Origin of the sequence: Pseudomonas sp. B34(2017), from assembly GCF_002112915.1 — a bacterium.
Classification (GTDB): domain Bacteria; phylum Pseudomonadota; class Gammaproteobacteria; order Pseudomonadales; family Pseudomonadaceae; genus Aquipseudomonas; species Aquipseudomonas pharyngis.
Window position 1 is genome coordinate 719,492 of sequence record NZ_NEJA01000001.1, and the last position, 24,118, is coordinate 743,609.

At 61.7% G+C, this 24,118-nt stretch carries 20 protein-coding genes; 13 read left to right on the forward strand and 7 right to left on the reverse strand.

Going from position 1 to position 24,118, the window contains the following annotated elements:
• The first annotated feature begins 166 nt into the window (after positions 1 to 166).
• Positions 167 to 895, forward strand: a complete 729-nt coding sequence (locus CAF80_RS03505; protein ID WP_074691435.1) for a M12 family metallopeptidase — start codon at positions 167 to 169, stop codon at positions 893 to 895.
• Positions 896 to 903: 8 nt separating this feature from the next.
• Here the strand turns inward: CAF80_RS03505 and CAF80_RS03510 are convergent, their stop codons facing one another.
• Positions 904 to 2,535: a Na+/H+ antiporter gene (locus CAF80_RS03510; RefSeq protein ID WP_039769658.1), complete on the reverse strand. Its 1,632-nt coding sequence runs from the start codon at positions 2,533 to 2,535 to the stop codon at positions 904 to 906.
• A gap of 181 nt (positions 2,536 to 2,716) precedes the next feature.
• Here CAF80_RS03510 and CAF80_RS03515 point away from each other — a divergent pair, with 181 nt between their 5' ends.
• The 4 genes from CAF80_RS03515 to CAF80_RS03530 all read left to right on the forward strand — a co-directional run bounded on the left by CAF80_RS03515 (position 2,717) and on the right by CAF80_RS03530 (position 5,880).
• Complete coding sequence (locus tag CAF80_RS03515) at positions 2,717 to 3,079, forward strand: ArsC family reductase (protein ID WP_003222107.1); 363 nt, start codon at positions 2,717 to 2,719, stop codon at positions 3,077 to 3,079.
• Positions 3,080 to 3,110: 31 nt separating this feature from the next.
• Positions 3,111 to 4,145, forward strand: coding sequence for a 2,3,4,5-tetrahydropyridine-2,6-dicarboxylate N-succinyltransferase (dapD, locus tag CAF80_RS03520; RefSeq protein ID WP_007954762.1), 1,035 nt, complete (start codon positions 3,111 to 3,113; stop codon positions 4,143 to 4,145).
• A gap of 125 nt (positions 4,146 to 4,270) precedes the next feature.
• A complete protein-coding gene (locus tag CAF80_RS03525) occupies positions 4,271 to 5,476 on the forward strand; it encodes an aminotransferase class V-fold PLP-dependent enzyme (RefSeq protein WP_085666849.1) in 1,206 nt (401 codons plus the stop codon).
• Positions 5,473 to 5,880: a SufE family protein gene (locus CAF80_RS03530; RefSeq protein WP_085666850.1), complete on the forward strand. Its 408-nt coding sequence runs from the start codon at positions 5,473 to 5,475 to the stop codon at positions 5,878 to 5,880. Before CAF80_RS03525 ends, CAF80_RS03530 begins: the two co-directional genes overlap by 4 nt.
• A 160-nt stretch (positions 5,881 to 6,040) precedes the next feature.
• On the opposite strand, the gene tcdA is transcribed toward CAF80_RS03530, so the two are convergent.
• Positions 6,041 to 6,859 carry a tRNA cyclic N6-threonylcarbamoyladenosine(37) synthase TcdA gene (gene tcdA, locus CAF80_RS03535; protein WP_039769652.1) on the reverse strand — a complete coding sequence of 273 codons (819 nt, stop codon included), beginning with the start codon at positions 6,857 to 6,859 and terminating at the stop codon, positions 6,041 to 6,043.
• Positions 6,860 to 7,133: 274 nt separating this feature from the next.
• On the opposite strand from tcdA, the gene CAF80_RS03540 reads away from it, so the two are divergent.
• The 4 genes from CAF80_RS03540 to CAF80_RS03555 all read left to right on the forward strand — a co-directional run bounded on the left by CAF80_RS03540 (position 7,134) and on the right by CAF80_RS03555 (position 12,237).
• A complete protein-coding gene (locus CAF80_RS03540) occupies positions 7,134 to 9,725 on the forward strand; it encodes a glycosyltransferase (protein ID WP_074691288.1) in 2,592 nt (863 codons plus the stop codon).
• A 98-nt stretch (positions 9,726 to 9,823) separates the two neighbouring features.
• A complete protein-coding gene (gene dapE, locus CAF80_RS03545) occupies positions 9,824 to 10,975 on the forward strand; it encodes a succinyl-diaminopimelate desuccinylase (protein WP_074691286.1) in 1,152 nt (383 codons plus the stop codon).
• The gene (locus tag CAF80_RS03550) at positions 10,975 to 11,784 is read left to right on the forward strand and encodes a putative RNA methyltransferase (protein ID WP_074691284.1); all 810 of its coding nucleotides are present in this window, start codon (positions 10,975 to 10,977) and stop codon (positions 11,782 to 11,784) included. The genes dapE and CAF80_RS03550 overlap by 1 nt, the downstream gene beginning before the upstream one ends.
• 75 nt (positions 11,785 to 11,859) lie before the next feature.
• Positions 11,860 to 12,237 (forward strand): hypothetical protein, encoded by a 378-nt coding sequence (locus CAF80_RS03555; RefSeq protein ID WP_039769649.1) that lies wholly within the window; start codon positions 11,860 to 11,862, stop codon positions 12,235 to 12,237.
• 81 nt (positions 12,238 to 12,318) lie between these two features.
• Here CAF80_RS03555 and CAF80_RS03560 read toward each other — a convergent pair whose 3' ends face one another.
• Positions 12,319 to 12,528 (reverse strand): cold shock domain-containing protein, encoded by a 210-nt coding sequence (locus CAF80_RS03560; protein ID WP_007954750.1) that lies wholly within the window; start codon positions 12,526 to 12,528, stop codon positions 12,319 to 12,321.
• Between the two features lie 237 nt (positions 12,529 to 12,765).
• Here CAF80_RS03560 and plsB point away from each other — a divergent pair, with 237 nt between their 5' ends.
• The 3 genes from plsB to CAF80_RS03575 are packed head-to-tail and all read left to right on the forward strand — an operon-like array spanning position 12,766 to position 16,434.
• Positions 12,766 to 15,270: a glycerol-3-phosphate 1-O-acyltransferase PlsB gene (plsB, locus tag CAF80_RS03565; RefSeq protein WP_039769647.1), complete on the forward strand. Its 2,505-nt coding sequence runs from the start codon at positions 12,766 to 12,768 to the stop codon at positions 15,268 to 15,270.
• Between the two features lie 51 nt (positions 15,271 to 15,321).
• Entirely contained in the window at positions 15,322 to 15,720 is a 399-nt protein-coding gene (locus CAF80_RS03570) for a YbaY family lipoprotein (protein ID WP_039769644.1), read from the forward strand.
• 24 nt (positions 15,721 to 15,744) lie between these two features.
• Positions 15,745 to 16,434, forward strand: a complete 690-nt coding sequence (locus CAF80_RS03575) for a DUF4197 domain-containing protein (protein WP_011332665.1) — start codon at positions 15,745 to 15,747, stop codon at positions 16,432 to 16,434.
• On the opposite strand, the gene CAF80_RS03580 is transcribed toward CAF80_RS03575, so the two are convergent.
• The 3 genes from CAF80_RS03580 to CAF80_RS03590 all read right to left on the reverse strand — a co-directional run bounded on the left by CAF80_RS03580 (position 16,431) and on the right by CAF80_RS03590 (position 22,495).
• The gene (locus tag CAF80_RS03580) at positions 16,431 to 17,825 is read right to left on the reverse strand and encodes a Fic family protein (RefSeq protein WP_074691282.1); all 1,395 of its coding nucleotides are present in this window, start codon (positions 17,823 to 17,825) and stop codon (positions 16,431 to 16,433) included. The two genes, CAF80_RS03575 and CAF80_RS03580, sit on opposite strands and share 4 nt — an antisense overlap.
• Before the next feature lie 494 nt (positions 17,826 to 18,319).
• Entirely contained in the window at positions 18,320 to 21,388 is a 3,069-nt protein-coding gene (locus CAF80_RS03585; protein WP_074691280.1) for an efflux RND transporter permease subunit, read from the reverse strand.
• 6 nt (positions 21,389 to 21,394) lie between these two features.
• Positions 21,395 to 22,495: an efflux RND transporter periplasmic adaptor subunit gene (locus CAF80_RS03590; RefSeq protein ID WP_074691278.1), complete on the reverse strand. Its 1,101-nt coding sequence runs from the start codon at positions 22,493 to 22,495 to the stop codon at positions 21,395 to 21,397.
• A 94-nt stretch (positions 22,496 to 22,589) separates the two neighbouring features.
• On the opposite strand from CAF80_RS03590, the gene CAF80_RS03595 reads away from it, so the two are divergent.
• Positions 22,590 to 23,225 carry a TetR/AcrR family transcriptional regulator gene (locus CAF80_RS03595; RefSeq protein ID WP_074691276.1) on the forward strand — a complete coding sequence of 212 codons (636 nt, stop codon included), beginning with the start codon at positions 22,590 to 22,592 and terminating at the stop codon, positions 23,223 to 23,225.
• A 45-nt stretch (positions 23,226 to 23,270) separates the two neighbouring features.
• Here CAF80_RS03595 and CAF80_RS03600 read toward each other — a convergent pair whose 3' ends face one another.
• Positions 23,271 to 24,053 carry a class I SAM-dependent methyltransferase gene (locus CAF80_RS03600; RefSeq protein WP_074691274.1) on the reverse strand — a complete coding sequence of 261 codons (783 nt, stop codon included), beginning with the start codon at positions 24,051 to 24,053 and terminating at the stop codon, positions 23,271 to 23,273.
• Positions 24,054 to 24,118: the final 65 nt, after the last annotated feature.

Here is a 24,118-nt window from a genome sequence, read left to right on the forward strand (position 1 = left end):
TGAACGCCCGTGCCGGGCAATCCGGCACGGGCAATCAAATATCACGTAACAGTTGCCCTCCTGTTTCTACCTCACTCTCCTATTGGCCAGACGTTAGTCTTGGGCGGCGCCGCTCGCTGCGCACCACCAAAAACCGACCTTTGACTTCATGGAAGAAGTGAAAAAAATGACAGAACTGCTCGATTGCCAACTTCATCAATGGCCCGACGATCAGGCGGCCTACACAGCCGCCATCAATGAAAACCCGGCCAACGCCGGCAACGCGACCGGCACTCGCCGCAAGCGCTCCGTCGTCAACTATTCAAAGCTGTGGGCCAACGGCCGCACACTGAAAATCGCCTTCATGGACGCGCCCGATGCCGAGCACAGGACCAAGATCATCGACGCCGCCAGCCAGTGGTTGCCGTACATCAACCTCACGTTCGAATTCGTCGATGACCGGCAAGGCGATATCCGCATTGCCACTAACAACAATGACAACAGCTCAATGCTGGGCACCGATGCGCTGTTGATTCATCCGGACTATCCGACCATGAATCTGGGCGTGAAGCCGGACCACCAGGACTTTGAAGTGATCGTGATTCATGAGTTCGGGCATGCGCTGGGCGCGCTGCATGAACACCAACACCCACAGGCAAAAATTCCGTGGGATAAACCCAAGGTGTATGAGTTCTACAAAAATCGCGAGATGAACCCGCTGACCGAGGCGCAGGTCGACCGAAACCTGTTCGCCTCCTTCGACACGCTGGATGCGATCTACACCTCCTACGACCGCAGGTCGATCATGCACCACCCCGTGGCCAACACCTTGACGGTGGGCAACTGGGAGGTGCCGATCAACCGCAAGATCAGCAAGAAAGACAAACGCCTGATGAGGTTGCTTTATCCCAAGTAACGTTTTGCCTATTTGACCTGGCCCAGGTTGGCCTCACTCAAGTCGAGTTCGCCCAACACCTCGCGCAGCACGTCATCACCGATCTGGTGCTGACGACTGAGGCTGTACAACTCGAGGCGCTGCGCGCGCAGCGCCTTGAGGCGCAAGCGGCGTTCCAGCAGATCCATCTGGAACGCCAGCGCCTGGGCTTCGGCCGAATCGTTGAACACCTCCAGTTGGTGGCGGTACTCGGACATGATGCGCGCCTTGAGCTCGGCCGCCAGTGCGGCTTGCGCGGCGTCCTGCGGGCTGACCTCTTCGATCTCCAGCGCGTGAATCGCCGCTTCCGCCGTCTTGCGCCAGGCGTCGCGCACTTCCTGACGACGCTTGTCGTCCGGACTTTTTTCGATGCCGCGCAACAGCAACGGCAGCGCAATACAGGCCGCCACCAGCGACAACAGGATCACCCCGGCGGCGATGAAGATCAGCAAATCACGCTCGGGGAACGCCTCGCTGCCCATCAGCATCGGCACCGACATCACACCCGCCAGGGTCACCGCACCGCGTACGCCACCAACGGTCAGCAGCCAGCAGGAACGGGCAGTCGGCACTTGCGTCAGATCCCCCTTGCCGCGCAGACGGCGCAGCAGCACCGACAGACGCCAGATGCTTTGCACCCAGATAAAGCGCAACAGCACTAACGCCAGGAAGATCGCCACCACATCGAGACAGCGATAGAACAGGGTCGGCCACAACGAGGTCTCGTGGCTGACCACCGCTTTAATGATGTCCGGCAGTTGCAGACCGAGCAGCAGGAAGATCAGGCCGTTGAAGGCGAATTCCAGCAACGACCACACACTGCGGTTGAGCAACCGGGTGCTGGTCTGGCGCGGCAGCAGATCGAGCCAGCTCTGCATCATCCCCGCTGCCACTGCCGAAAGAATGCCCGACGCGCCGAGCCGTTCGGCCAGCACGTAAGCGGCGAATGGCAGCAGCAACATGAACACCACGTGGGTCGCCGGATCGTCCCAGCCCCGGGCGATCATCCAGGCGCGCAACCGGCCGACCAACCAGCTCAGCGCCACACCGACCGCCAGCCCGCCGACCGCCACCAGCACGAAGGTCAGACTGGCATTGGCCAGGGAAAACGCACCGGTCACCGCCGCGACCAGGGCGAACTTGAACGTCACCAGGCCCGATGCATCGTTCATCAACGCCTCGCCCTGCAGCATGTGCATCAGCGGCGTGGGCAAGCGGTTCTGCGAAATGGCCGAGACCGCCACGGCATCCGTTGGCGACAGCACCGCCGCCAGCGCAAAGGCCACCGGCAAGGGAATCGTCGGCAGCAGCCAATGAATGAAGTAGCCCGCCCCGACCACGGTAAACAGCACCAACCCGACCGCCAGTGTCAGCACCGGCCCGCGCAGACGCCACAATTCCCGCTTGGGCATGCGCCAGCCATCGGAAAACAGCAGCGGTGGCAGGAACAGAAACAGGAACAGCTCCGGATCAAGAGCCACGTGCAGGCCGAGAGTCGGCCAGGCCAACAAGGCGCCGGCGGCGATCTGCACCAGTGGCAGCGGCAGCGGAATCACCCGTCCAATCAGGCGCGAGACACTGACCAGCATCAGCAGAATCAGGACGGTATAAGCGGTTTGCATAGAGCGGAAATCCCGGACAATCGACAGCGTTGAACTGCCATATTAGCCGCTTAGGCTGTGCGTGACCGTTGCACCTATGTCGCAGCCCCCTCAGCAAAAGCAACCTCGGCGCCGCGAAACCGTCTGGTCATGGCATAATCCGACACCATTTTTTTCCAGCACCTGTAAAGGGGGCAATTCCTTGACCGTTTCAAGCAAAACGTTGCACCTTTTCGGCATCAAAGCCTGCGACACCATGAAAAAGGCGCGCACCTGGCTCGATGAACACGCTGTCAGCTATGACTTCCACGATTACAAGACCGCCGGCATTGACCGCGAGCACCTGACCCAATGGTGCGACGAGCATGGCTGGCAAACGGTGTTGAACCGCGCAGGCACGACCTTTCGCAAACTCGACGACGAACGCAAAGCCGATCTCGACCAGTCGAAAGCCATCGAACTGATGCTCGCTCAACCCTCGATGATCAAGCGCCCGGTGCTCGATCTCGGTGACCGAACCCTGATTGGCTTCAAGCCAGACATCTACGCGGCCGCGCTCAAGTAAGCAGCCCGTCACTTTTTGTAGAGGTATTCACATGTCCAACTCCCTGTTCAGTATTGCCTTCGGTGTCGGCACCCAGAACCGTCAAGGCGCATGGCTGGAAGTGTTCTACGCCCAGCCGCTGTTGAACCCTTCGGCTGAGCTGGTCGCCGCTGTTGCACCTATCCTCGGCTACACCGAAGGCAACCAGGCCATCACCTTCACCACCGCACAAGCTGCGCAACTGGCTGAAGCCGTGAAAGGCATCGACGCGGTGCAAGGCAAGCTGCTGACCCGCCTGGCCGAAAGCCACAAGCCGCTGGTCGCGACCCTGCTGGCCGAAGACGCGCAACTGACTTCGACTCCTGAGGCTTACCTCAAGCTGCACCTGCTGTCCCATCGCCTGGTCAAGCCGCACGGCGTGAGCCTGGCCGGGATCTTCCCGCTGCTGCCGAACGTGGCCTGGACCAGCCAGGGCGCGATCGACCTGAGCGAGCTGGCCGAGCTGCAACTCGAAGCCCGTCTGCGCGGCGAGCTGCTGGAAGTGTTCTCGGTGGACAAGTTCCCGAAAATGACCGACTACGTGGTACCGGCCGGCGTGCGTATCGCTGACGCCGCACGTCTGCGTCTGGGCGCCTACGTGGGCGAAGGCACCACCGTGATGCACGAAGGTTTCATCAACTTTAACGCCGGCACCGAAGGCCCGGGCATGATCGAAGGCCGCGTCTCCGCTGGCGTCTTCGTCGGCAAGGGTTCGGACCTGGGCGGCGGCTGCTCGACCATGGGCACCCTGTCGGGCGGCGGCAACATCGTGATCAAGGTCGGCGAAGGCTGCCTGATCGGCGCCAACGCCGGTATCGGTATCCCCCTGGGCGACCGCAACACCGTCGAGTCAGGCCTGTACGTGACCGCCGGCACCAAGGTGGCGCTGCTGGATGAACACAACAACCTGGTCAAAGTGGTCAAGGCTCGTGAACTGGCCGGTCAGACCGACCTGCTGTTCCGTCGCAATTCGGAAACCGGCGCTGTGGAATGCAAGACCCACAAATCGGCGATCGAACTGAACGAAGCGCTGCACGCTCACAACTAAGCGCCAGAAGCTCACCTGAGGGAGCCGGCCCGTTTGCCATGGCGTTCGAACGATCGCCATCGCGGGCAAGCCCGCTCCCACAGGGTTCGGCGTTAACCCGCCCATCTTCACCAGGGCTTGAAACCGTGATGATTCCCTCCCCCTGGCGTGCCGATTTCCCGGCCATCGCCGCCCTGCAACGGCAAGACCAGACTTACCTGGACAACGCCGCCACCACGCAAAAACCCCAGGCCCTGCTCGACGCGCTGGCGCATTACTACGCCAATGGCGCGGCCAACGTTCACCGTGCCCAGCACTTGCCCGGTGCCCACGCCACGCAGGCGTTCGAGGACAGCCGCCTGAAGGTTGCCCAGTGGCTGAATGCCGGTGACAGCGGGCAGATCATCTTCACCCACGGCGCCACCAGTGCGCTGAATCTCCTGGCTTATGGCCTGGAACATCTTTTCCATCCGGGCGATGAAATTGTCATCAGCGCCCTGGAGCATCACGCCAACCTGCTGCCTTGGCAGCAACTGGCGCAACGTCGCGACCTGAAGCTGGTAATCCTGCCGCTGGACGATGACGGCGTGATCGACCTCGCCGCCGCCGTTCACCTGATCGGCCCGCGCACTCGCTTGCTGGCGGTCAGTCAGTTATCCAACGTGCTCGGCGCCTGGCAACCGTTGCCGGCATTGCTGGCAATGGCCAAGGCGCACAACGCCCTGACCGTGGTTGATGGCGCTCAAGGCGTGGTCCATGGCCGGCATGACGTGCAGGCGCTGGGTTGCGACTTTTACGTGTTTTCCAGCCACAAGCTGTACGGCCCCGATGGCCTTGGCGTGCTGTTCGGAAGCAACGCAGCGCTCGAACAACTGCGCCCGTGGCAGTTCGGTGGCGAGATGGTGCTGGAAGCCAACTATCACGACGCGCGCTTCCGCCCTGCCCCATTGGGCTTCGAGGCGGGAACACCGCCGATTGCCAGTGTGATCGGCCTCGGTGCGACCCTCGACTACCTCGCGGGTCTGGATCAGGACGCCGTGTCCGCCCACGAAGCCGCGCTGCACGATTACCTTTTGCGAGGCCTCGCCGCCCGCAATGGCATCCGTCTGCTGGGCAAGCCGCAACTGGCGCTGGCCAGTTTTGTCGTCGAAGGCGTGCACAACGCCGATCTGGCGCACTTGTTGACCGAACAGGGCATCGCCGTGCGTGCCGGGCATCACTGCGCGATGCCGCTGCTCAAGCGTTTCGAACTGGCCGGGGCGATTCGCGTGTCGCTGGCGCTGTACAACGATTCCGAAGATCTGGAGCGGTTCTTTGAAGCGCTGGATCAGGCGCTGGAGCTGTTGCGATGAGCCTGCCGATCGAGGCCGCCGAAGCGCTGCAAACATTTCAGAACGCGGCTGGTTGGGAACAGCGGGCGCGATTGTTGATGCAGTTCGGGGATCGTCTGCCGCCGTTGAGCGATGCGGACAAGTGCGACGCCAATCGGGTACACGGCTGTGAAAGTCAGGTGTGGCTGGTTGGCGAATTGCGCGACGGCCACTGGCAGTTCACGGCGAGCAGCGATGCACGGATGATTCGCGGGTTGGTGGCGTTGCTGCTGTTGCGGGTCAACGGCTTGACCGCGGGTGAGCTGCAGCAGGTGGATCTGCCGGACTGGTTCAATCAGTTGGGACTGTCGCGGCAGTTGTCGCCGTCGCGCAGCAATGGCTTGAATGCCGTGTTGCAGCGGATGCGTGAACTCGCCCCGAACTGATCGTTCCCACGCTCCGCGTGGGAACGATCAGTTCGGGACGCTCTGCGTCCCATGCCGAAGCGGACGCAGAGCGTCCAATGAGGCATTCCCACGCAGACGGTTCGACGCCTCGACGTGGGAACGATCGGCGACGTAGAGCGTGTGAACGATCGGTCACTGGTCAGGCCTGAGGCTTGACCCGATCCGCCGGGCGCCGCACGCCCGCCACAATCTTGTCCACAGCCTTGGTCGCCGCGACCATGCCGAACGTCGCCGTCACCATCATCACCGCGCCAAACCCGCCGGCGCAGTCCAGCTTCACGCCGTCGCCGACAAAACTCTTCTGCAGGCAAATACTGCCGTCCGGTTTCGGATAGCGCAGTTGTTCGGTGGAGAACACGCACGGCACGCTGTAATGGCGGGTCACGGTGCGCGAAAAACCATAATCGCGGCGCAACGTTGAACGCACTTTCGAGGCCAGTGGGTCGTTGAAGGTGCGGTTGAGGTCGCAGACCTGAATCAGCGTTGGATCGATCTGCCCGCCAGCGCCGCCGGTGGTGATGATCTGAATCTTGCGGCGCTTGCACCAGGCAATCAGCGCAGCCTTGGCGTTGACCGCGTCGATGCAGTCGATCACGCAGTCGATGTTCGGCGTGATGTATTCGGCCATGGTGTCGCGGGTGACGAAATCCGCCACGGCGTGCACCTTGCAGTCCGGGTTGATCCCGCGCAGACGCTCGGCCATCACCTCGACCTTGGGTTTGCCGACGGTGCTGTCGAGCGCGTGCAACTGGCGGTTGGCGTTGCTGACGCAGACGTCGTCGAGGTCGAACAGCGAAATCTCGCCCACCCCGCAACGGGCCATGGCTTCCGCCGCCCAGGAACCGACGCCGCCAACGCCGACAATCGCCACGTGGGCTGCACGCAGGCGCTCGAGGCCCTCGATGCCATACAAACGGGCGATGCCTGCAAACCGCGGATCTTCTGTACTCATGACCATTACCCTGAAAACCGGCGCGCATTATAGGGCCGTCGGCGGCCAAGAGCATCTTTGCGCTATGAACGGCGAACGCGCCTGCTTTAATTAAAGCTGCACGTAACAAAGATTTGTCTTACACGCTGAAACGAAAGAACTTAAGTCAGGTTGGATTGCCCAACGTCCGGCATTTCCCTGTCTCTTGTAGGACTTGGCGAACTGCCGGTGTAGGATGCGCGCCCTCTTGGCGTCAACCAGCCGACCCTTCGTTCCACAGCCTTTGGAACCCGACACAGCTATGTCATCGCGTAAATTTGGACTCAACCTGGTGGTGGTTCTGGCAATCGCCGCCCTGTTCACCGGTTTCTGGGCGCTGATCAACCGCCCCGTCTCCGCGCCGAACTGGCCGGAGCAGATCTCCGGTTTCTCCTATTCACCGTTCCAGCAAGGACAGTTCCCACAGAAGGATCAGTATCCGTCCGACGATGAAATGCGCCGCGACCTGGAGATCATGAGCAAGCTGACGGACAACATCCGCATCTACTCGGTCGACGGTTCCCTGCAGGACATCCCGAAACTGGCGGAAGAGTTCGGTCTGCGCGTGACCCTGGGGATCTGGATCAGCCCCGACCAGGAGCGCAACGAGCGGGAAATCACCCGCGCCATCGAACTGGCCAACACTTCGCGCAGCGTTGTTCGCGTAGTGGTCGGCAACGAAGCGATCTTCCGCAAGGAAATCACCGCCGAACAACTCAGCGTGCTGCTCGACCGCGTGCGCGCAGCGGTGAAAGTGCCGGTGACCACCTCCGAACAGTGGCACGTCTGGGAAGAACACCCGGAACTGGCCAAGCACGTCGACCTGATCGCCGCCCACGTTCTGCCCTACTGGGAATTCATTCCGGTGGACAAGGCCGGGCAGTTTGTTTTCGACCGCGCCCGCGACCTGAAAAAGATGTTCCCGAAAAAGCCGCTGCTGCTGTCCGAAGTGGGCTGGCCGAGCAACGGCCGCATGCGCGGTGGCGCCGATGCGTCGCCGGCGGATCAGGCGATCTACCTGCGCACGCTGGTCAACAAACTCAACCGCCAGGGCTTCAACTACTTCGTGATCGAAGCGTTTGACCAGCCGTGGAAGGCCAGCGACGAAGGTTCGGTCGGCGCCTACTGGGGCGTGTTCAACGCCGCGCGCCAGCAGAAATTCAACTTCGAAGGCCCGGTGGTGGCGATCCCGCAATGGCGCGTGCTGGCCATCGGCTCGGTGGTGCTGGCGCTGTTGTCGCTGACCCTGCTGATGATCGACGGCTCGGCCCTGCGTCAGCGCGGCCGTACCTTCCTGACCTTTATCGCGTTTCTGTGCGGTTCGGTGCTGGTGTGGATCGGTTACGACTACAGCCAGCAATACAGCACGTGGTTCAGCCTGACGGTGGGTTTCCTGCTGGCGCTCGGTGCGCTCGGGGTGTTCATCGTGTTGCTGACCGAGGCCCACGAACTGGCCGAAGCGGTGTGGATTCACAAACGCCGGCGTGAATTCCTGCCGGTAGTCGGCGATTCGGATTACCGTCCGAAAGTCTCGATCCACGTGCCCTGCTACAACGAGCCGCCGGAGATGGTCAAACAGACCCTCAACGCCCTGGCCAACCTCGACTACCCGGACTTCGAAGTCCTGATCATCGACAACAACACCAAGGACCCGGCGGTCTGGGAACCGGTGCGCGACTATTGCGAAACGCTCGGCCCGCGCTTCAAGTTCTTCCACGTCTCGCCCCTGGCCGGCTTCAAGGGCGGCGCGCTGAACTACCTGATCCCGCATACCGCCAAGGACGCCGAAGTGATCGCGGTGATCGACTCCGACTACTGCGTGCACCCGAACTGGCTCAAGCACATGGTGCCGCACTTCGCCGACCCGAAAATCGCCGTGGTGCAGTCGCCGCAGGATTACCGCGACCAGAACGAGAGCACCTTCAAGAAGCTCTGCTACGCCGAATACAAAGGCTTCTTCCACATCGGCATGGTCACCCGCAACGACCGCGACGCGATCATCCAGCACGGCACCATGACCATGACCCGTCGTTCGGTTCTGGAAGAACTGGGCTGGGCCGACTGGTGCATCTGTGAAGACGCCGAACTCGGTCTGCGGGTATTCGAGAAAGGCCTGTCGGCGGCGTACTACCACGACAGTTACGGCAAGGGTCTGATGCCGGACACCTTCATCGACTTCAAGAAGCAGCGTTTCCGCTGGGCCTACGGTGCGATCCAGATCATCAAGCGCCACACCCGCAGCCTGCTGCGCGGCAAGGACACCGAACTGACGCGCGGCCAGCGTTACCACTTCCTCGCGGGCTGGTTGCCGTGGGTGGCGGACGGCATGAACATTTTCTTCACCGTCGGCGCGCTGTTGTGGTCGGCGGCGATGATCATCGTGCCGCAACGGGTCGATCCGCCGCTGCTGATCTTCGCGATCCCGCCGCTGGCGCTGTTCGTGTTCAAGGTCGGCAAGATCATCTTCCTCTACCGTCGCGCCGTGGGCGTGAACCTCAAGGATGCGTTCTGCGCCGCACTGGCCGGTCTGGCGTTGTCGCACACCATCGCCAAAGCGGTGCTGTACGGCTTCTTCACCAGCAGCATTCCGTTCTTCCGCACCCCGAAAAACGCCGACAACCATGGTTTCTGGGTGGCGATTTCCGAGGCCCGGGAAGAGCTGTTCATCATGCTGCTGTTGTGGGGCGCGGCACTGGGGATCTTCCTGGTGCAGGGCATTCCGAGCAACGACATGCGCTTCTGGGTGGCCATGCTGCTGGTGCAGTCGCTGCCGTACGTGGCGGCGCTGATCATGGCGTTCCTGTCGTCGCTGCCAAAACCTTCGGCGGCGCCTGAACCGGCACCGGTGGTCTAAATCCTCACCGATGCACTAAACGGCGGCCAATGGTCGCCGTTTTGCTTTAAGATAACCGCCATTTTGCGCGCCTTGCCCCCCAGCTTTCGGAGTTTTCCATGACGGCCCATGCCGACCTTTCGCCGACCCTCCAACTCGCCATCGACCTGATCCGCCGTCCGTCCGTGACGCCGGTCGACGCCGATTGCCAGAAGCAGATGATGCAGCGCCTGGGCGATGCCGGTTTCCAGCTGGAACCGATGCGCATCGAAGATGTGGATAACTTCTGGGCGACTCACGGCAAAGACGACGGCCCGGTGCTGTGCTTCGCCGGCCACACCGACGTGGTGCCAACCGGCCCGGTGACGGCCTGGCAGATCGACCCGTTCAACGCGGTGATCGACGAGCACGGCATGCTCTGCGGCCGTGGCGCAGCGGACATGAAAGGCAGCCTGGCCTCGATGACTGTGGCAGCCGAGCGTTTTGTCGCCGACTACCCGGATCACAAGGGCAAGGTTGCATTCCTGATCACCAGCGACGAAGAAGGCCCGGCGCATCACGGCACCAAGGCCGTGGTCGAGCGTCTGGCCGCCCGTAACGAGCGTCTGGACTGGTGCATCGTCGGTGAACCGTCGAGCACCACGCTGGTGGGCGACGTGGTGAAGAACGGTCGTCGCGGCTCCCTCGGCGCCAAACTGACCGTACGCGGTGTGCAGGGCCACGTGGCCTATCCGCATCTGGCGAAGAACCCGATCCACCTCGCTGCCCCGGCTCTGGCCGAGCTGGCAGCCGAGCATTGGGATCACGGCAACGACTTCTTCCCGCCGACCAGTTTTCAGATTTCCAACGTCAACTCCGGCACCGGCGCGACCAACGTGATTCCGGGCGATCTGGTGGCGGTGTTCAACTTCCGCTTCTCCACCGAATCGACGGTCGAAGGCCTGCAGAAACGCGTCGCCGACATCCTCGACAAGCACGGCCTGGACTGGCACATCGACTGGGCGCTGTCCGGTCTGCCATTCCTCACCGAGCCGGGTGCGCTGCTCGACGCGGTGTCGTCGAGCATCAAGGACATCACCGGCCGCGAGACCAAGGCGTCCACCAGCGGCGGCACCTCCGACGGTCGTTTCATCGCGACCATGGGTACGCAGGTTGTTGAACTGGGCCCGGTCAACGCAACCATCCACCAGGTCAACGAGCGCGTGCTGGCGGCCGATCTCGACGTGCTGACCGAGATCTACTACCAGACCCTGATCAAGTTGCTCGCCTGATGCTCGCGTGCCCGATCTGCAGTGAACCGCTGAACGCGGTGGACAACGGCGTGGTCTGCCCCGCCGGCCACCGCTTCGACCGCGCGCGCCAGGGTTACCTGAACCTGCTGCCGGTGCAACACAAGAACAGCCGCGATCCCGGCGACAATCAGGCGATGGTCGAGGCCCGCCGCGACTTTCTGAACGCCGGGCATTACGCGCCGGTGGCCAAGCGTCTGGCGGAGCTGGCGGCGAGTTATGCGCCGGCGCGCTGGGTCGATATCGGTTGTGGCGAGGGTTACTACACCGCGCAGATCGCCCAGGCTTTGCCCGATGCTGACGGCTACGCGCTGGATATCTCGAAGGAAGCGGTCAAACGCGCCTGCAAACGCAATCCGGCGCTGACCTGGTTGATCGCCAGCATGGCCCGGGTGCCACTGGCCGCCGGCAGTTGCCAGTTTCTGGCCAGCGTCTTCAGTCCACTGGACTGGGAAGAAGCCAAACGCCTGCTCAGCGTCGGCGGCGGTCTGATGAAAGTCGGCCCGACCAGCGGCCACCTGATGGAACTGCGCGAACGCCTGTACGACGAAGTGCGCGAATACACCGACGACAAGCACCTGGCCCTGGTACCGGAAGGCATGGCGCTGGCGCACAGTGAAACCCTGGAATTCAAACTGACGCTGGACAAGCCCGAGGATCGCGCCAACCTGCTGGCGATGACGCCCCACGGCTGGCGCGCCAGTGCCGAGCGCCGCGCGGCGGTGATCGAACAGCCCGAGCCGTTCGTGACCACGGTCTCGATGCGCTACGATTATTTCGTTCTTCAATAACTTTTGGTCTCGGGCAACGACCCGGGGCCGGCTAAATCCGCGAATGGATTTTTCAGACCCGCAGTGAGGATATCCATGCGCCAACCGGACATCGAGATTTACCTGAAAGACGCCGACGTCGACCACAAGGCCATTTCCGCCTGGCTGGGCGCCGCTCTCGGCCCGTGCAGCGACTGGGTACAGAAAGGCCAGACTTACAAGTGCAAGGCCGGCAACATCCCGGTGACCTGGCTGCCGAAAGCCGTGGGCAAGTGGAACAGCCTGTACCTGGAAAGCGATGCGACCCCATGGGACGACGACATCGCCTGCGCCCGCGCCGCGTTCGCTGCGCTGAACGTCGAAGTGCGCTGCGCACCGGGGACGTGGGTCGAGGAAGAAGGTGAAGAGACGGCGGATCGCTGGATCCGGATCAGCGCCGATGGTGAAGAAGAGATCACCTGGAAAACTGCATAAAAGCAGCTTCGAGCTGCAAGCCTCAAGCTGCAAGCCTGACCGCTTGAAGCTTGTAGCTCGAGACTGGCCGCAGGTCCTCCCTTACAGGCCTACAACGTCTTCAGCCTGCAACCCCTTCTGCCCTTCCACCACCGCGTATTCAACCTGCTGACCCTCGGTCAGCGAACGGTGGCCTTCGCCGCGGATCGCGCGGTAGTGCACGAACACGTCCACCCCGTCTTCGCGCTGAATGAAGCCGTAGCCCTTGGCGTCGTTGAACCACTTCACGTTGCCGGTTTCACGTGTTGCCATCTGTTCATACTCCTTTTTTATTATTGAACAGGCTTTTCGCAGGAAAGCCTTCGAGGAACGTCAGCCTGCGTCCGACGTCCATAAAAGGGCCCCGGCGACAGATCGCCGAGTATATGACAGGCGGCAAAACTCTCAACAGGAGATTACTTCGCCGCTTTTTTGCCGATTTTCGCCCAATACGGCAAACTGTCGACCGCCCGAGCAAACGCTCGGTTTATCCACTCACGCAGAAGCCGTATGACCCGTTCCCCGTTCCGCCGTCTTGTGTTTGGCACCTTGCGCCGACTGTTGTATCTCTGGGTTCGCTCCGAGACGATCAATCAGTCGTCGTTCACCCTCAACCTCGACCGCAGTCGTCCGGTGTTCTACGTCCTGCAAAATCCATCGCTGACCGATCTGGCGGTGGTCGACACCGAGTGCACCAAGGCCGGCCTGCCGCGCCCGGTGCTGCCGGTGTCCGTGGGTTCGCTGATCGAACCGGCGGCGTTTTTCTACCTGACGCCGGATCCCGACTGGCTCGGCCGCCAGGACAAGCGCGGTGCGCCGCCGACCCTGACCCGACTGGTCAGCGCCCTCAGCCAGAATGCTACCGAAGACGCGCAGATCATTCCGGTCAGCGTGTTCTGGGGCCAGTCACCGGACAGCGAAAACAGCCCGTGGAAACTGCTGTTCGCCGACAGCTGGGCCGTCACCGGGCGTCTGCGTCGCCTTCTGAGCATCATGATTCTGGGGCGCAAGACCCGCGTGCAATTCTCCGCACCGATCCACCTGCGCGAACTGATCGAACACAACAAGGGCCACGAGCGCACGGTGCGCATGGCCCAGCGGATCCTGCGGGTGCACTTCCGCAACCTCAAGGCTGCAGTGATCGGTCCGGACATTTCCCACCGCCGCAACCTGGTCAAAGGCCTGCTCAACCAGCCGCTGGTCAAGCAAGCGATCCTCGACGAAGCCGAGCGCGAGAACATCTCCCCGGAAAAAGCCAAGGCCCAAGCCCTGCGCTACGGCAACGAGATCGCCTCGGACTACACCTACACCGCGATCCGTTTTCTGGAAGTGGTGCTGAGCTGGTTCTGGAACAAGATCTACGACGGGATCAAGGTCAACCACATCGAAGGCGTGCAGAAGGTCGCCCAGGGTCACGAAGTGATCTACGTGCCGTGCCACCGCAGCCACATTGACTACCTGCTGCTGTCGTACTTGCTGTTCCGCAATGGCCTGACCCCGCCGCACATCGCCGCCGGCATCAACCTCAACATGCCGGTGATCGGCAGCCTGCTGCGCCGTGGCGGCGCGTTCTTCATGCGCCGCACGTTCAAGGGCAATCCGCTGTACACCTCGGTGTTCAACGAATACCTGCACACCCTGTTCACCAAAGGCTTCCCGGTCGAATACTTCGTCGAGGGCGGTCGCTCGCGTACCGGGCGCATGCTGCAACCGAAAACCGGGATGCTGGCGATCACCATGCGCAGCTTCCTGCGTTCGTCGCGGATGCCGATCGTGTTCGTGCCGGTGTACATCGGTTATGAGCGCGTGCTCGAAGGCCGCACCTACCTCGGTGAATTGCGTGGCGCGAGCAAGAAGAAAGAATCGATCTTCGACATCTTCAAAGTCATCGGCGCACTCAAGCAGCGCTTCGGCCAAGTGGCGGTGAACTTCGGCGAGCCGATCAAACTGGCGGAATTCCTCGACAGCGAACAGCCGGACTGGCGTCAGCAGGAACTCGGCCCGCAGTACAAGCCGGCGTGGCTCAACGAAACCACCAACCGCCTCGGCGAGAAAGTCGCACAGCACCTGAACGAAGCGGCGGCGATCAACCCGGTCAACCTGGTGGCGCTGGCGCTGCTCTCGACCACCCGCCTGGCGCTGGATGATCGGGCCATGGCGCGGGTGCTGGATCTGTATCTGGCGCTGCTGCGCAAGGTCCCTTACTCGCCGCACACCACGTTGCCGGAAGGCGATGGCCGCGCGCTGATCGAACACGTGAAGGACATGGATCTGCTGTCCGAGCAGAACGATGCGCTGGGCAAGATCCTTTATCTGGACGAGCAGAACGCCGTCCTGATGACGTACTACCGCAACAACGTGCTGCACATCTTCGCCCTGCCGGCGCTACTGGCGAGCTTCTTCCAGAGCACCTCGCGCATGAGCCGCGAACAGATCCTGCGCTACACCCGCGCGTTGTATCCGTACCTGCAATCGGAGCTGTTCATCCGCTGGACCCTGGACGAACTGGATGCAGTCATCGATCAGTGGCTGGAAGCGTTCGTCGAACAGGGCCTGCTGCGTTTCGAAAAAGACGTGTACCTGCGCCCGGCACCGAGCTCGCGGCATTTCGTGCTGCTGACCCTGCTGTCGAAGAGCATTGCCCAGACCCTGCAACGCTTCTACATGACCGTTTCCCTGCTGCTCAACAGCGGCCAGAACAGCATCAGCGCCGAAGAACTGGAAGACCTGTGCACGGTCATGGCCCAGCGCCTGTCGATCCTGCATGGCCTGAACGCACCGGAGTTCTTCGACAAGAGCCTGTTCCGCCACTTCATCCAGACCCTGCTCGACCTCGACGTACTGCGTCGCGACGAAGCCGGCAAGTTGAGCTACCACGAACTGCTCGGCGAACTGGCCGAAGGCGCAGCCAAACGGGTGCTGCCGGCGGAGATTCGCTTGTCGATCCGTCAGGTGGCACTGCACCGCAGTGAAGATGCGGCCGATCAGCCCGCCGCCCCTGTGCAAAGCGACTAAATTCCTACAGGCGCCAGGCTTCTTCTGGCGCCGTCGATACGGAGATCTCCGATGAAAAAACTTTCCCTGCTTGCCGCCGCCACGCTGCTCAGCGCCTGCCAGTCGACCTCACCGGCCGGCAAGGTCAGCCTCGACGGCGAAGTGTTCTACCTGCAACGCATCGCCCTGCCACCCAGTGCGACCTTGAGCGTAAGCCTGCAGGACGTTTCGCTGGCCGACGCTCCGGCCGTGGTACTCGACGAACAGAAAGGCCCGGTCAAAGGCCAGGTGCCGCTGCCGTTCCACTTGAGCTACGATCCGGCCCAGGTCAAACCCGGCCACCGCTACTCGGTCAGCGCGCGCATCGAAGTCAACGGCGAGCTGATGTTCATAACCACTGAAAACCATACCGTGCAGCTCGATGGCAAGGATCCGCAGCCGCTGAAGATCCGCGTCGACGCCGCACGCTAACCCTCTCCGAACAAGGAAGCCGCCATGCTCCGCCCTACCCTTCGCTTCGCCGGCCTGTGCGCGGGCCTGATGATCTCCGCCAACGCACTGGCCCTGTCCCTAAGCGACCTGTCGCAAGGCGACGCCACCGGCGGCCTCAAGGACGCCCTGACCCAGGGCGCGCAACTGGCCGTCAAACAACTCGGCACCCCGGGCGGTTTCAGCAACAACCCGGACGTGAAGATCGAACTGCCGGGCAAACTCGGCAAAGTCGCCGGCAAGATGAAAGCCTTCGGCATGGGCGCTCAAGTTGAAGAACTGGAAACCGCCATGAACAAGGCCGCGGAAACCGCTGTCACCCAGGCCCAGCCGATCCTCGTCGACGCCGTGAAGAAAATGAGCGTGGAAGACGCCAAAGGCATCCTCAGCGGCGGCAACGACTCCGCCACCCAATACCTGGACAAATCCAGCCGCGAACAGATCCGCACCAAGTTCCTGCCGATCGTCAAACAGGCAACCGACAAAGTCGGCGTAGCCCAGAAATACAACGCCTTCGCCGGCCAGGCCGCGACCTTCGGGGTGGTGGATGCGAAAAGCGCCAACATCGAAAGCTACGTGACCGAACAAGCGCTCAACGGCCTGTTCGAAATGATCGGCAAACAGGAAGAAACCATCCGCAAGAACCCGGCCGCTGCGGCGACGAGTCTGGCGAAGAAAGTGTTTGGTACGCTCTAAACCGACACGACACGGGAGTGAGCTGTCTCACTCCTGTTGTTCAATCCGCCACCAGCGGAAACACGTAAAAAGTACACCCACTCGCGCCCCATTTTCTTCTTCTCGAAAACCTGCAGCTCAACCAACCCGCTCAACGTCGACACCGCTGTGTTGTAGGCACAACCAAGATGCTCCTTGACGTTCCCCGCCGTGAACTCCTTCGCCACCCCGCTCCTGGCCACCTGATAAATGGCCCGCTGCCGCTCTGTCAGCCGATCAAAAAAGCCCGAACAGGTCAGCCAGCGCTCGAAGTCTTCGCTGTACGCCACACTCTTGCGGTACACATCGGTAAACCCCTCCACCGCCCGCAGAATCACCGAACACTGAAACTCGATGAAGTACGTCAGGTCGAGCTCATCAGCCTCGCTGTGCAAATACGACCGCCCGTACTTTACCGGCGCGTTGCGCAGTAAAAGACTGATCGCGATATAGCGGAACGCCGAAAACTCGTGCTTGAACATGAACCAGTAAAACAGCGCCCTGGCGACCCGCCCGTTGCCATCGCGAAAGGGATGTTCATAGCCCAGGGCAAAGTGCAGCGTGATCGCCTTGATCAGCGGATGCAGGTAGTTTTTTTGCTGAGGTGAACCCTGTGGTTGATTGATCCACTGCGAGAGCAAATCCAGTCGCCTCACTAATCCGGCGGCAGGCGGTGGCGAGTGGACGGTATTCCCTTCGCCGTCCTGCACCACCACTTCATCGTTGGTCCTGAAAAGCCCGGGGTCGTACTGCTCGTCATCAATACCCTCGACACCGACCCGATGCATCGACGCAATCAACTCCACGCTCAAAGGCTCGTAACGTTTTTCCCAAGCGAAATTCATCATCCGGAAATTACCCATGACCATCCGCTCATCCGGCGTCCGGGGCTGGCGCCGTTGCTTGAGCATGTCCTTGGCAACACGGGTAGTAGTCGCGGCGCCTTCCAGCTGACTGCTGCTGATCGCCTCATCCTCGATCAAATCGTTAAGCAAATAACTGAAATGCGCCCGCTCGCCTATCTGGCTGGTCATGTACTCCAGCGACGCCGTCGTGGTTTGCCGATCAACCACTGAAAGGGCCTTCTGCGCGGTGGGCGTCGGCACAAACTTTCCCCACTGGGCCGGCTCCCCCAAAGGCAGAAGATGAATGTACTGAGCGGCCCGCGCCTTCTTGACCAACGCCCAACACAATCGCGAATCCAGCCCGCTGGCCCAGCGATACCGCAGATCCTCAAAAGGCAGATACCGCCCCTGATCATCCAGCGGCTTGAGCAACGCAAGATAGTCCGCCAGACGCTGCTTGTGAGGCGCGCGCATCAACAACTCAAAGACCGGATCGGCCCGACCTTTCAATACCGGCGGTTTCTTCATCAACGCTGCTCAACCAAGGCTGAAAAACAGCCTCGAGTACAGCACTGCAAACACAGCGACTCAATATCGGAGGCGTCTGAAAAACATGTAGGAGAGAACACCCCCTCCTACAACGAGCAAATAAAGGCGTAAACCACAATGAGCGTTAGCTCGAGTACCGCTCTTGACGTGCCGGCCCCTTCGGCCGGCTGAGTGGAGGGATTTATCCGGGGGGGAGGCGCGTAGCGCCGTTCGACGAAGTCGAACACATCGAGAGGAGGTGCAGCGAAGCAAACCGGAGGCGATGCCCCCGGATGAATCCCGGAACGAAGGAACCCCGAGCCCCAGCGAGGGGCCGAACGCCGGGGCGCAGCGTTTTGGTTCCTTTTGGGCGTTTGCAAAAGGGACTCGCCGTAAGGGCGAAACCGCCAGTCGCAACACCCGCAGAAACGGATATTCACCCAAAACCCCAAGAGTCTGGTCGGCCCAAAGGCCGCCAAGCTCACCAAACCAAATCAAGACTCCTTGCGAACCCTGAACCAAGCCGCATACAACGCCGGCAAAAACAAAAGCGTCAGAGCAGTAGCAACAATCAACCCCCCCATAATCGCCACCGCCATCGGCCCGAAAAACACACTGCGAGAAAGCGGAATCATCGCCAACACCGCCGCCAAAGCCGTCAACACAATCGGCCGGAACCGCCGCACGGTCGCCTCGATAATCGCCTGCCACGGCTTGAGCCCGGCGGCGATGTCCTGCTCGATCTGATCCACCAGAATCACCGAGTTACGCATGATCATCCCCGACAGCGCGATCGTCCCGAGCATCGCCACAAACCCGAACGGCTGACGGAACACCAGCAGAAACAGCGTTACCCCGATCAACCCCAGCGGCGCGGTCAGAAACACCATCGCCGTGCGCGAAAAACTGCGCAATTGCACCATCAGCAACGTCAGCACCACGACAATGAACATCGGCACCCCGGCGTTCACCGACTTCTGCCCACGCTCGGAATCCTCAACCGTGCCGCCCACATCAAGCAGATAGCCGTCCGGCAATTCGGCACGGATCGGATCAAGCGTCGGCATGATCTGCTTCACCAGCGTTGCCGGTTGTTCCTTGCCATAGATGTCCGCCCGCACGGTCACGTTCGGCAGACGATTGCGGTGCCAGATGATGCCTTCCTCGAAGCCATATTCCAGCGTGGCAATCTGCGACAGCGCGACGCTGCGACCGTTGTCGGTCGGCACCGCCAGACTCGGCAGCAACGACAGTTCGGTGCGCTCGTGCACGGTGCCGCGCAGGAGGATTTCGATCAATTCGTTGTCCTCGCGGTACTGGCTGACGCTGGAGCCGGTCAGCGAACTCTGGAGGAATTTCGCCAGATTCGCCGTGCTCACACCCAGTGCCCGGGCGCGATCCTGATCAATGTTCAGGTACACGACCTTGCTCGGCTCTTCCCAGTCCAGATGCACATTCACCACATGCGGGTTCTCGCGCACCTTGGCCGCCACCTTGCGCGCCAAAGCACGGACTTCCTCGATGTGCTCGCCGGTGACACGGAACTGCACCGGATAGCCAACCGGAGGACCGTTTTCCAGGCGCGTGACCCGCGAACGCAAGGCCGGGAACTGCTCGTTCAACGTGTCGATCAGCCAAGTGCGCAGCGCTTCACGCTCCTCGATGGTTTTCGCCAGAACGACAAACTGGGCGAAGCTCGCCGCCGGCAGTTGTTGATCCAGCGGCAGGTAGAAACGTGGCGAACCGGTGCCGACGTAAGCGACATAGTTGTCGATGCCGGCGTGATCCTTGAGCATCGCTTCCAGCCGTTTGACCTCGGCGGTGGTGTTGGCCAGCGAAGCGCCTTCGGCAAGCTTCAGATCGACCATCAGCTCCAGTCGCCCGGAAGCCGGAAAGAACTGCTGCGGCACGAACCGGAACAACGCCAGCGACGCAACAAATAGCAGCACGGTGAGCACGATCACGGTTTTGCGCCGACGTACGCACCACTCCACCAGACGCCGTACCCGTTGGTAGAACGGCGTGCCATAGGGATCGGTTTGGCCGTCAGCCGTACCGTGTTTGGCCGCATGAATTTTCGCCAGATCCGGCAGGAGCTTTTCCCCCAGATACGGCACGAACACCACCGCCGCTACCCAGGATGCGAGCAAGGCGATGGTCACCACCTGGAAGATCGAGCGGGTGTATTCGCCGGTGCCGGACTGCGCCGTGGCAATCGGCAGGAAGCCTGCGGCCGTAATCAGCGTACCGGTGAGCATCGGGAACGCGGTGCTGGTCCAGGCATAACTGGCAGCCTTGATCCGGTCGAAACCCTGCTCCATTTTGATCGCCATCATTTCCACGGCGATGATCGCGTCGTCCACCAGCAAGCCCAGCGCCAGCACCAGCGCACCGAGGGAAATCTTGTGCAGGCCGATGCCGAAGTAATACATGCAGGCGAAGGTCATCGCCAGCACCAGCGGAATGGTCAGCGCCACCACCATGCCGGTGCGTACGCCGAGGGAGAAGAAACTCACCAGCAACACGATGGCCAGTGCCTCGACAAGCACCTGGACGAACTCGCCGACACCGGTTTTCACGGCGGCGGGCTGGTCGGAGACCTTGCGCAACTGCATGCCGGCCGGCAGGTTTTTCTGGATGCGGGCGAACTCGATTTCCAGGGCCTTGCCCAGCACCAGAATGTCGCCGCCATCCTTCATCGCCACCGCCAGGCCGATCGCATCCTCGCCCATGAAGCGCATGCGCGGTGCCGGAGGATCGTTGAAACCGCGCCGCACGTCAGCGACATCGGAGATGCGGAACGTACGATCACCGACCCGGATCGGGAAGTTCTTGATCTCGTCGACTGTCTGAAAATTCCCCGACACCCGCAGCTGCAAACGCTCGCTGCCGGTTTCGAAAAACCCTGCGGTGGACACCGCGTTCTGTTCCTCCAGCGCCTGCTGCACGACTGCCAGCGGCAAGCCGAGGGTGGCGAGCTTGACGTTGGACAATTCGACCCAGACCTTCTCGTCCTGCAAACCGAGCAGATCGACCTTGCCCACGTCCTTGACCCGTTGCAGCTGGATCTGGATGCGGTCGGCGTAATCCTTGAGCACCGCGTAGTCGAAACCGTCGCCGGTCAGCGCATAGATATTGCCGAAGGTGGTGCCGAACTCATCGTTGAAAAACGGCCCCTGAATGCCCGGCGGCAGGGTCTGGCGAATGTCGCTGACTTTCTTGCGCACCTGATACCAGAGATCCGGAATCTCCACCGAATGCATCGAGTCGCGGGCAATGAACGTGACTTGGGATTCACCGGGGCGCGAGAACGAAACAATCCGCTCGTACTCGCCGGTTTCCATCAGTTTCTTTTCGATGCGTTCGGTAACCTGGCGCGAGACTTCCTGAGCCGTTGCGCCGGGCCAGCGGGTCTGGATGACCATCGCCTTGAAGGTGAACGGCGGGTCTTCGCTCTGGCCGAGCTTGGTGTAGGACAAGGCACCGACAATCGCCAGCAAAAGCATCAGGAACAGTACGATCTGGCGATTGCGCAGCGCCCAGGCGGAAAGATTGAAACCCATCGGGGATTACTCCTTGTCCGCCAGATTGACCACACGGTTGGAGCGATCCACCGGACGCACCTGCTGCCCTTCCAGCAATACGTGAACGCCAGCGGCAACCACCCAGTCGCTGGCGTTCAAGCCTTCGAGCACCGGCACGGTTTTCTCACCGAACGGGCCGACGCGCACCGGGGTCTTTTTCAGGGTGTTGTTGGCGCTGACGACCCAGACGTAGGTCGCGCCGTTTTCGGCGGTCAGTGCCGAGAGCGGCACCGACAGCGGGATGACATCGGCGGTCTGCACGAAGACCCGGGCGCTCTGGCCCAGTTCCGCCGGGACTTTGCCGGCGGTGAATGCAATGCGTGCGGCGAAGGTGCGGGATTTCGGATCGGCGGCCGGCGACAGCTCGCGGATCTGCCCGGCGAAGCGCTGGTTCTGTTGCGTCCACAACTCCACCGAGACGGGCTGGCCGACCTTGAAGCGGCCGAAGCTCTGCTCCGGCAGGCTGATCAGCACTTCCCGTTCGCCGTCAGTGGCGAGAGTGAAAACGGTCTGCCCGGCGGCGACCACCTGCCCGACCTCCACCGAACGCTTGGCCACCACGCCATCCTGGGGCGCGCGCAGCACGGCGTAACTGGCCTGATTGGTCGAGACGTTGAATTCGGCCTTGATCTGTTTGAGGCGGGCTTCGCCGGAGCGGTAGAGGTTCTCGGCATTGTCGTAGGCCGAGCGGCTGACCATCTGCCGTTCCATCAGGGTCTTGTAGCGGTCACGCTCGGCACGCACCAGGTTCAGGTTGGCTTCGGCCGCCGCGACCTGGGCTCGGGTGGCTTCCAGTTGCAGGCGTACATCCTGCGGATCGAGCTCGGCGAGTGGCTGATCGGCCTTCACGCGCTGGCCTTCCTCGACCAGTCGTCGGCTGACTTTGCCGCCGATGCGGAACGCCAGATCGGGTTCGTAGCGGGCGCGAACCTCGCCCGGATAACTTTCCATCGCCTGCGCCGAAGGCTCTGGCTGCACCACCATGGCCGGTCGCACGTTGACTTGCGTCACCTCTTCCTTGCCACACGCCGACAATAAAAAAGCCAGACTGACTGGCACCGCAAAGGACAACGCATGGCGGAACATGGTGAAGGACCTTTCGCTAAGGAGGCTTGGAATAATTATACTGGCCGGTATGTTATTAATAGCAAACTCACCAGTCCAGTATTAAAAGCGAAGAATGTCGAACAATCTTTCCACTCCAAACGGCCCGGGCCGACCGAAGGATCCGGCCAAGCGCCAGGCGATTCTCGAGGCGGCGAAAATCCTGTTTCTGAGTCACGGCTATGCCAACACCAGCATGGACGCGGTGGCCGCCGAGGCCGGGGTGTCGAAGCTGACGGTCTACAGCCATTTCAACGACAAGGAGACGCTGTTCTCTGCCGCTGTAGTGGCCAAATGCGAGGAGCAATTGCCGCCGCTGTTCTTCGAATTGCCGGACGGCATCGCCGTGGAAAATGTGTTGCTGAACATTGCGCGAGGTTTTCATCACCTGATCAACAGCGATGAATCGGTGAACCTGCATCGCCTGATCATGGCCTTGGGCAGTCAGGATCCCAACCTGTCACTGATCTTCTTCGAGGCCGGCCCTCAGCGCATGGTGCAGGGCATGGAACGTTTGCTGCGGCGGATCCACGAAACCGGCGTGCTGAGCATCGACAACCCGCACAACGCCGCCGAACACTTCTTTTGCCTGATCAAGGGCGCCGGGAATTTCCGTCTGTTGTACGGCTGCGGTGAGCCGCTGACCGGCGAGGCGGCGGAAAATCATGTGCAGGAAGTGGTCGGGCTGTTCATGCGGGCCTTTCGACCCTGAAAACAAAAATCCCACGCCATGCGTGGGATTTTCTTAAGCGACGGCTCAGGCCTTGAGCGCTTTCTTCGGGTAGATGTCATAGCGGCTGGATTTGCCATCCAGCGCATGGCTCGGCTTCGGCCCTTCGATGCACGGCGCCTTGCGCGGGCGCTTGACCACCACCCGGTGCGTGGCCAGCGCCAACGCCGCTTCCAGCAACGCCGGTGCATCCGGATCATCGCCTACCAACGGGCGGAACAGGCGCATTTCCTTCTTCACCAGCGCGGTTTTCTCACGGTGCGGGAACATCGGGTCGAGGTAGATCACCTGCGGCGGCTCGCCCTCCCAATTGCGCATCACGTCGATGGAGTTGCCCTTGAGCAGCTTCATCCGCGCCACGATCGGCGCCACCTCGAAGTCTTCAGCCGCACGGGCCAGACCATCTTCCAGCAACGCGCCGATCAATGGCTGGCGCTCGATCAGGCTCATCTCGCAACCGAGACTGGCCAGCACGAACGCATCCTTGCCCAGCCCTGCCGTGGCATCCAGCACCCGAGGACGCACGCCTTGAGCGATGCCGACCGCCTTGGCGATCATCTGCCCGCTGCCACCGCCGTACAACCGGCGATGGGCCGCACCGCCCTCGACAAAGTCCACCCGCACCGGCCCCGGGGCATCCGGCCCCAGCTGTTGCAGCTGCAAACCCTGCTCGCCGACCTGCAAGGCGAACTCGCCGTCAGCCACCTGCAACGGCAGATCCAGGCGCTGCGCCCACTGCTCGGCCTGCGCTTCGAACGTCGGGCCGAGGGCCTCGACATGGATGCGGCAGGCCGCGGGTTGCTCAATCATGGAAAACACGCTCAAAAAAGTTAAGGATCGGCAAAAACCGCCGATAACCCAATCAACGCGCATTT

Excerpts from the sequence above, each read along its gene's own strand:
- CAF80_RS03505 (WP_074691435.1), top strand. The coding sequence starts at position 167 with ATGACAGAACTGCTCGATTGCCAACTTCATCAATGGCCCGACGATCAG.
- CAF80_RS03510 (WP_039769658.1), bottom strand. The coding sequence starts at position 2,535 with ATGCAAACCGCTTATACCGTCCTGATTCTGCTGATGCTGGTCAGTGTC.
- dapD (WP_007954762.1), top strand. The coding sequence starts at position 3,111 with ATGTCCAACTCCCTGTTCAGTATTGCCTTCGGTGTCGGCACCCAGAAC.
- CAF80_RS03530 (WP_085666850.1), top strand. The coding sequence starts at position 5,473 with ATGAGCCTGCCGATCGAGGCCGCCGAAGCGCTGCAAACATTTCAGAAC.
- tcdA (WP_039769652.1), bottom strand. The coding sequence starts at position 6,859 with ATGGTCATGAGTACAGAAGATCCGCGGTTTGCAGGCATCGCCCGTTTG.
- CAF80_RS03540 (WP_074691288.1), top strand. The coding sequence starts at position 7,134 with ATGTCATCGCGTAAATTTGGACTCAACCTGGTGGTGGTTCTGGCAATC.
- dapE (WP_074691286.1), top strand. The coding sequence starts at position 9,824 with ATGACGGCCCATGCCGACCTTTCGCCGACCCTCCAACTCGCCATCGAC.
- CAF80_RS03550 (WP_074691284.1), top strand. The coding sequence starts at position 10,975 with ATGCTCGCGTGCCCGATCTGCAGTGAACCGCTGAACGCGGTGGACAAC.
- CAF80_RS03555 (WP_039769649.1), top strand. The coding sequence starts at position 11,860 with ATGCGCCAACCGGACATCGAGATTTACCTGAAAGACGCCGACGTCGAC.
- CAF80_RS03560 (WP_007954750.1), bottom strand. The coding sequence starts at position 12,528 with ATGGCAACACGTGAAACCGGCAACGTGAAGTGGTTCAACGACGCCAAG.
- plsB (WP_039769647.1), top strand. The coding sequence starts at position 12,766 with ATGACCCGTTCCCCGTTCCGCCGTCTTGTGTTTGGCACCTTGCGCCGA.
- CAF80_RS03570 (WP_039769644.1), top strand. The coding sequence starts at position 15,322 with ATGAAAAAACTTTCCCTGCTTGCCGCCGCCACGCTGCTCAGCGCCTGC.
- CAF80_RS03575 (WP_011332665.1), top strand. The coding sequence starts at position 15,745 with ATGCTCCGCCCTACCCTTCGCTTCGCCGGCCTGTGCGCGGGCCTGATG.
- CAF80_RS03580 (WP_074691282.1), bottom strand. The coding sequence starts at position 17,825 with ATGAAGAAACCGCCGGTATTGAAAGGTCGGGCCGATCCGGTCTTTGAG.
- CAF80_RS03585 (WP_074691280.1), bottom strand. The coding sequence starts at position 21,388 with ATGGGTTTCAATCTTTCCGCCTGGGCGCTGCGCAATCGCCAGATCGTA.
- CAF80_RS03590 (WP_074691278.1), bottom strand. The coding sequence starts at position 22,495 with ATGTTCCGCCATGCGTTGTCCTTTGCGGTGCCAGTCAGTCTGGCTTTT.
- CAF80_RS03595 (WP_074691276.1), top strand. The coding sequence starts at position 22,590 with ATGTCGAACAATCTTTCCACTCCAAACGGCCCGGGCCGACCGAAGGAT.
- CAF80_RS03600 (WP_074691274.1), bottom strand. The coding sequence starts at position 24,053 with ATGATTGAGCAACCCGCGGCCTGCCGCATCCATGTCGAGGCCCTCGGC.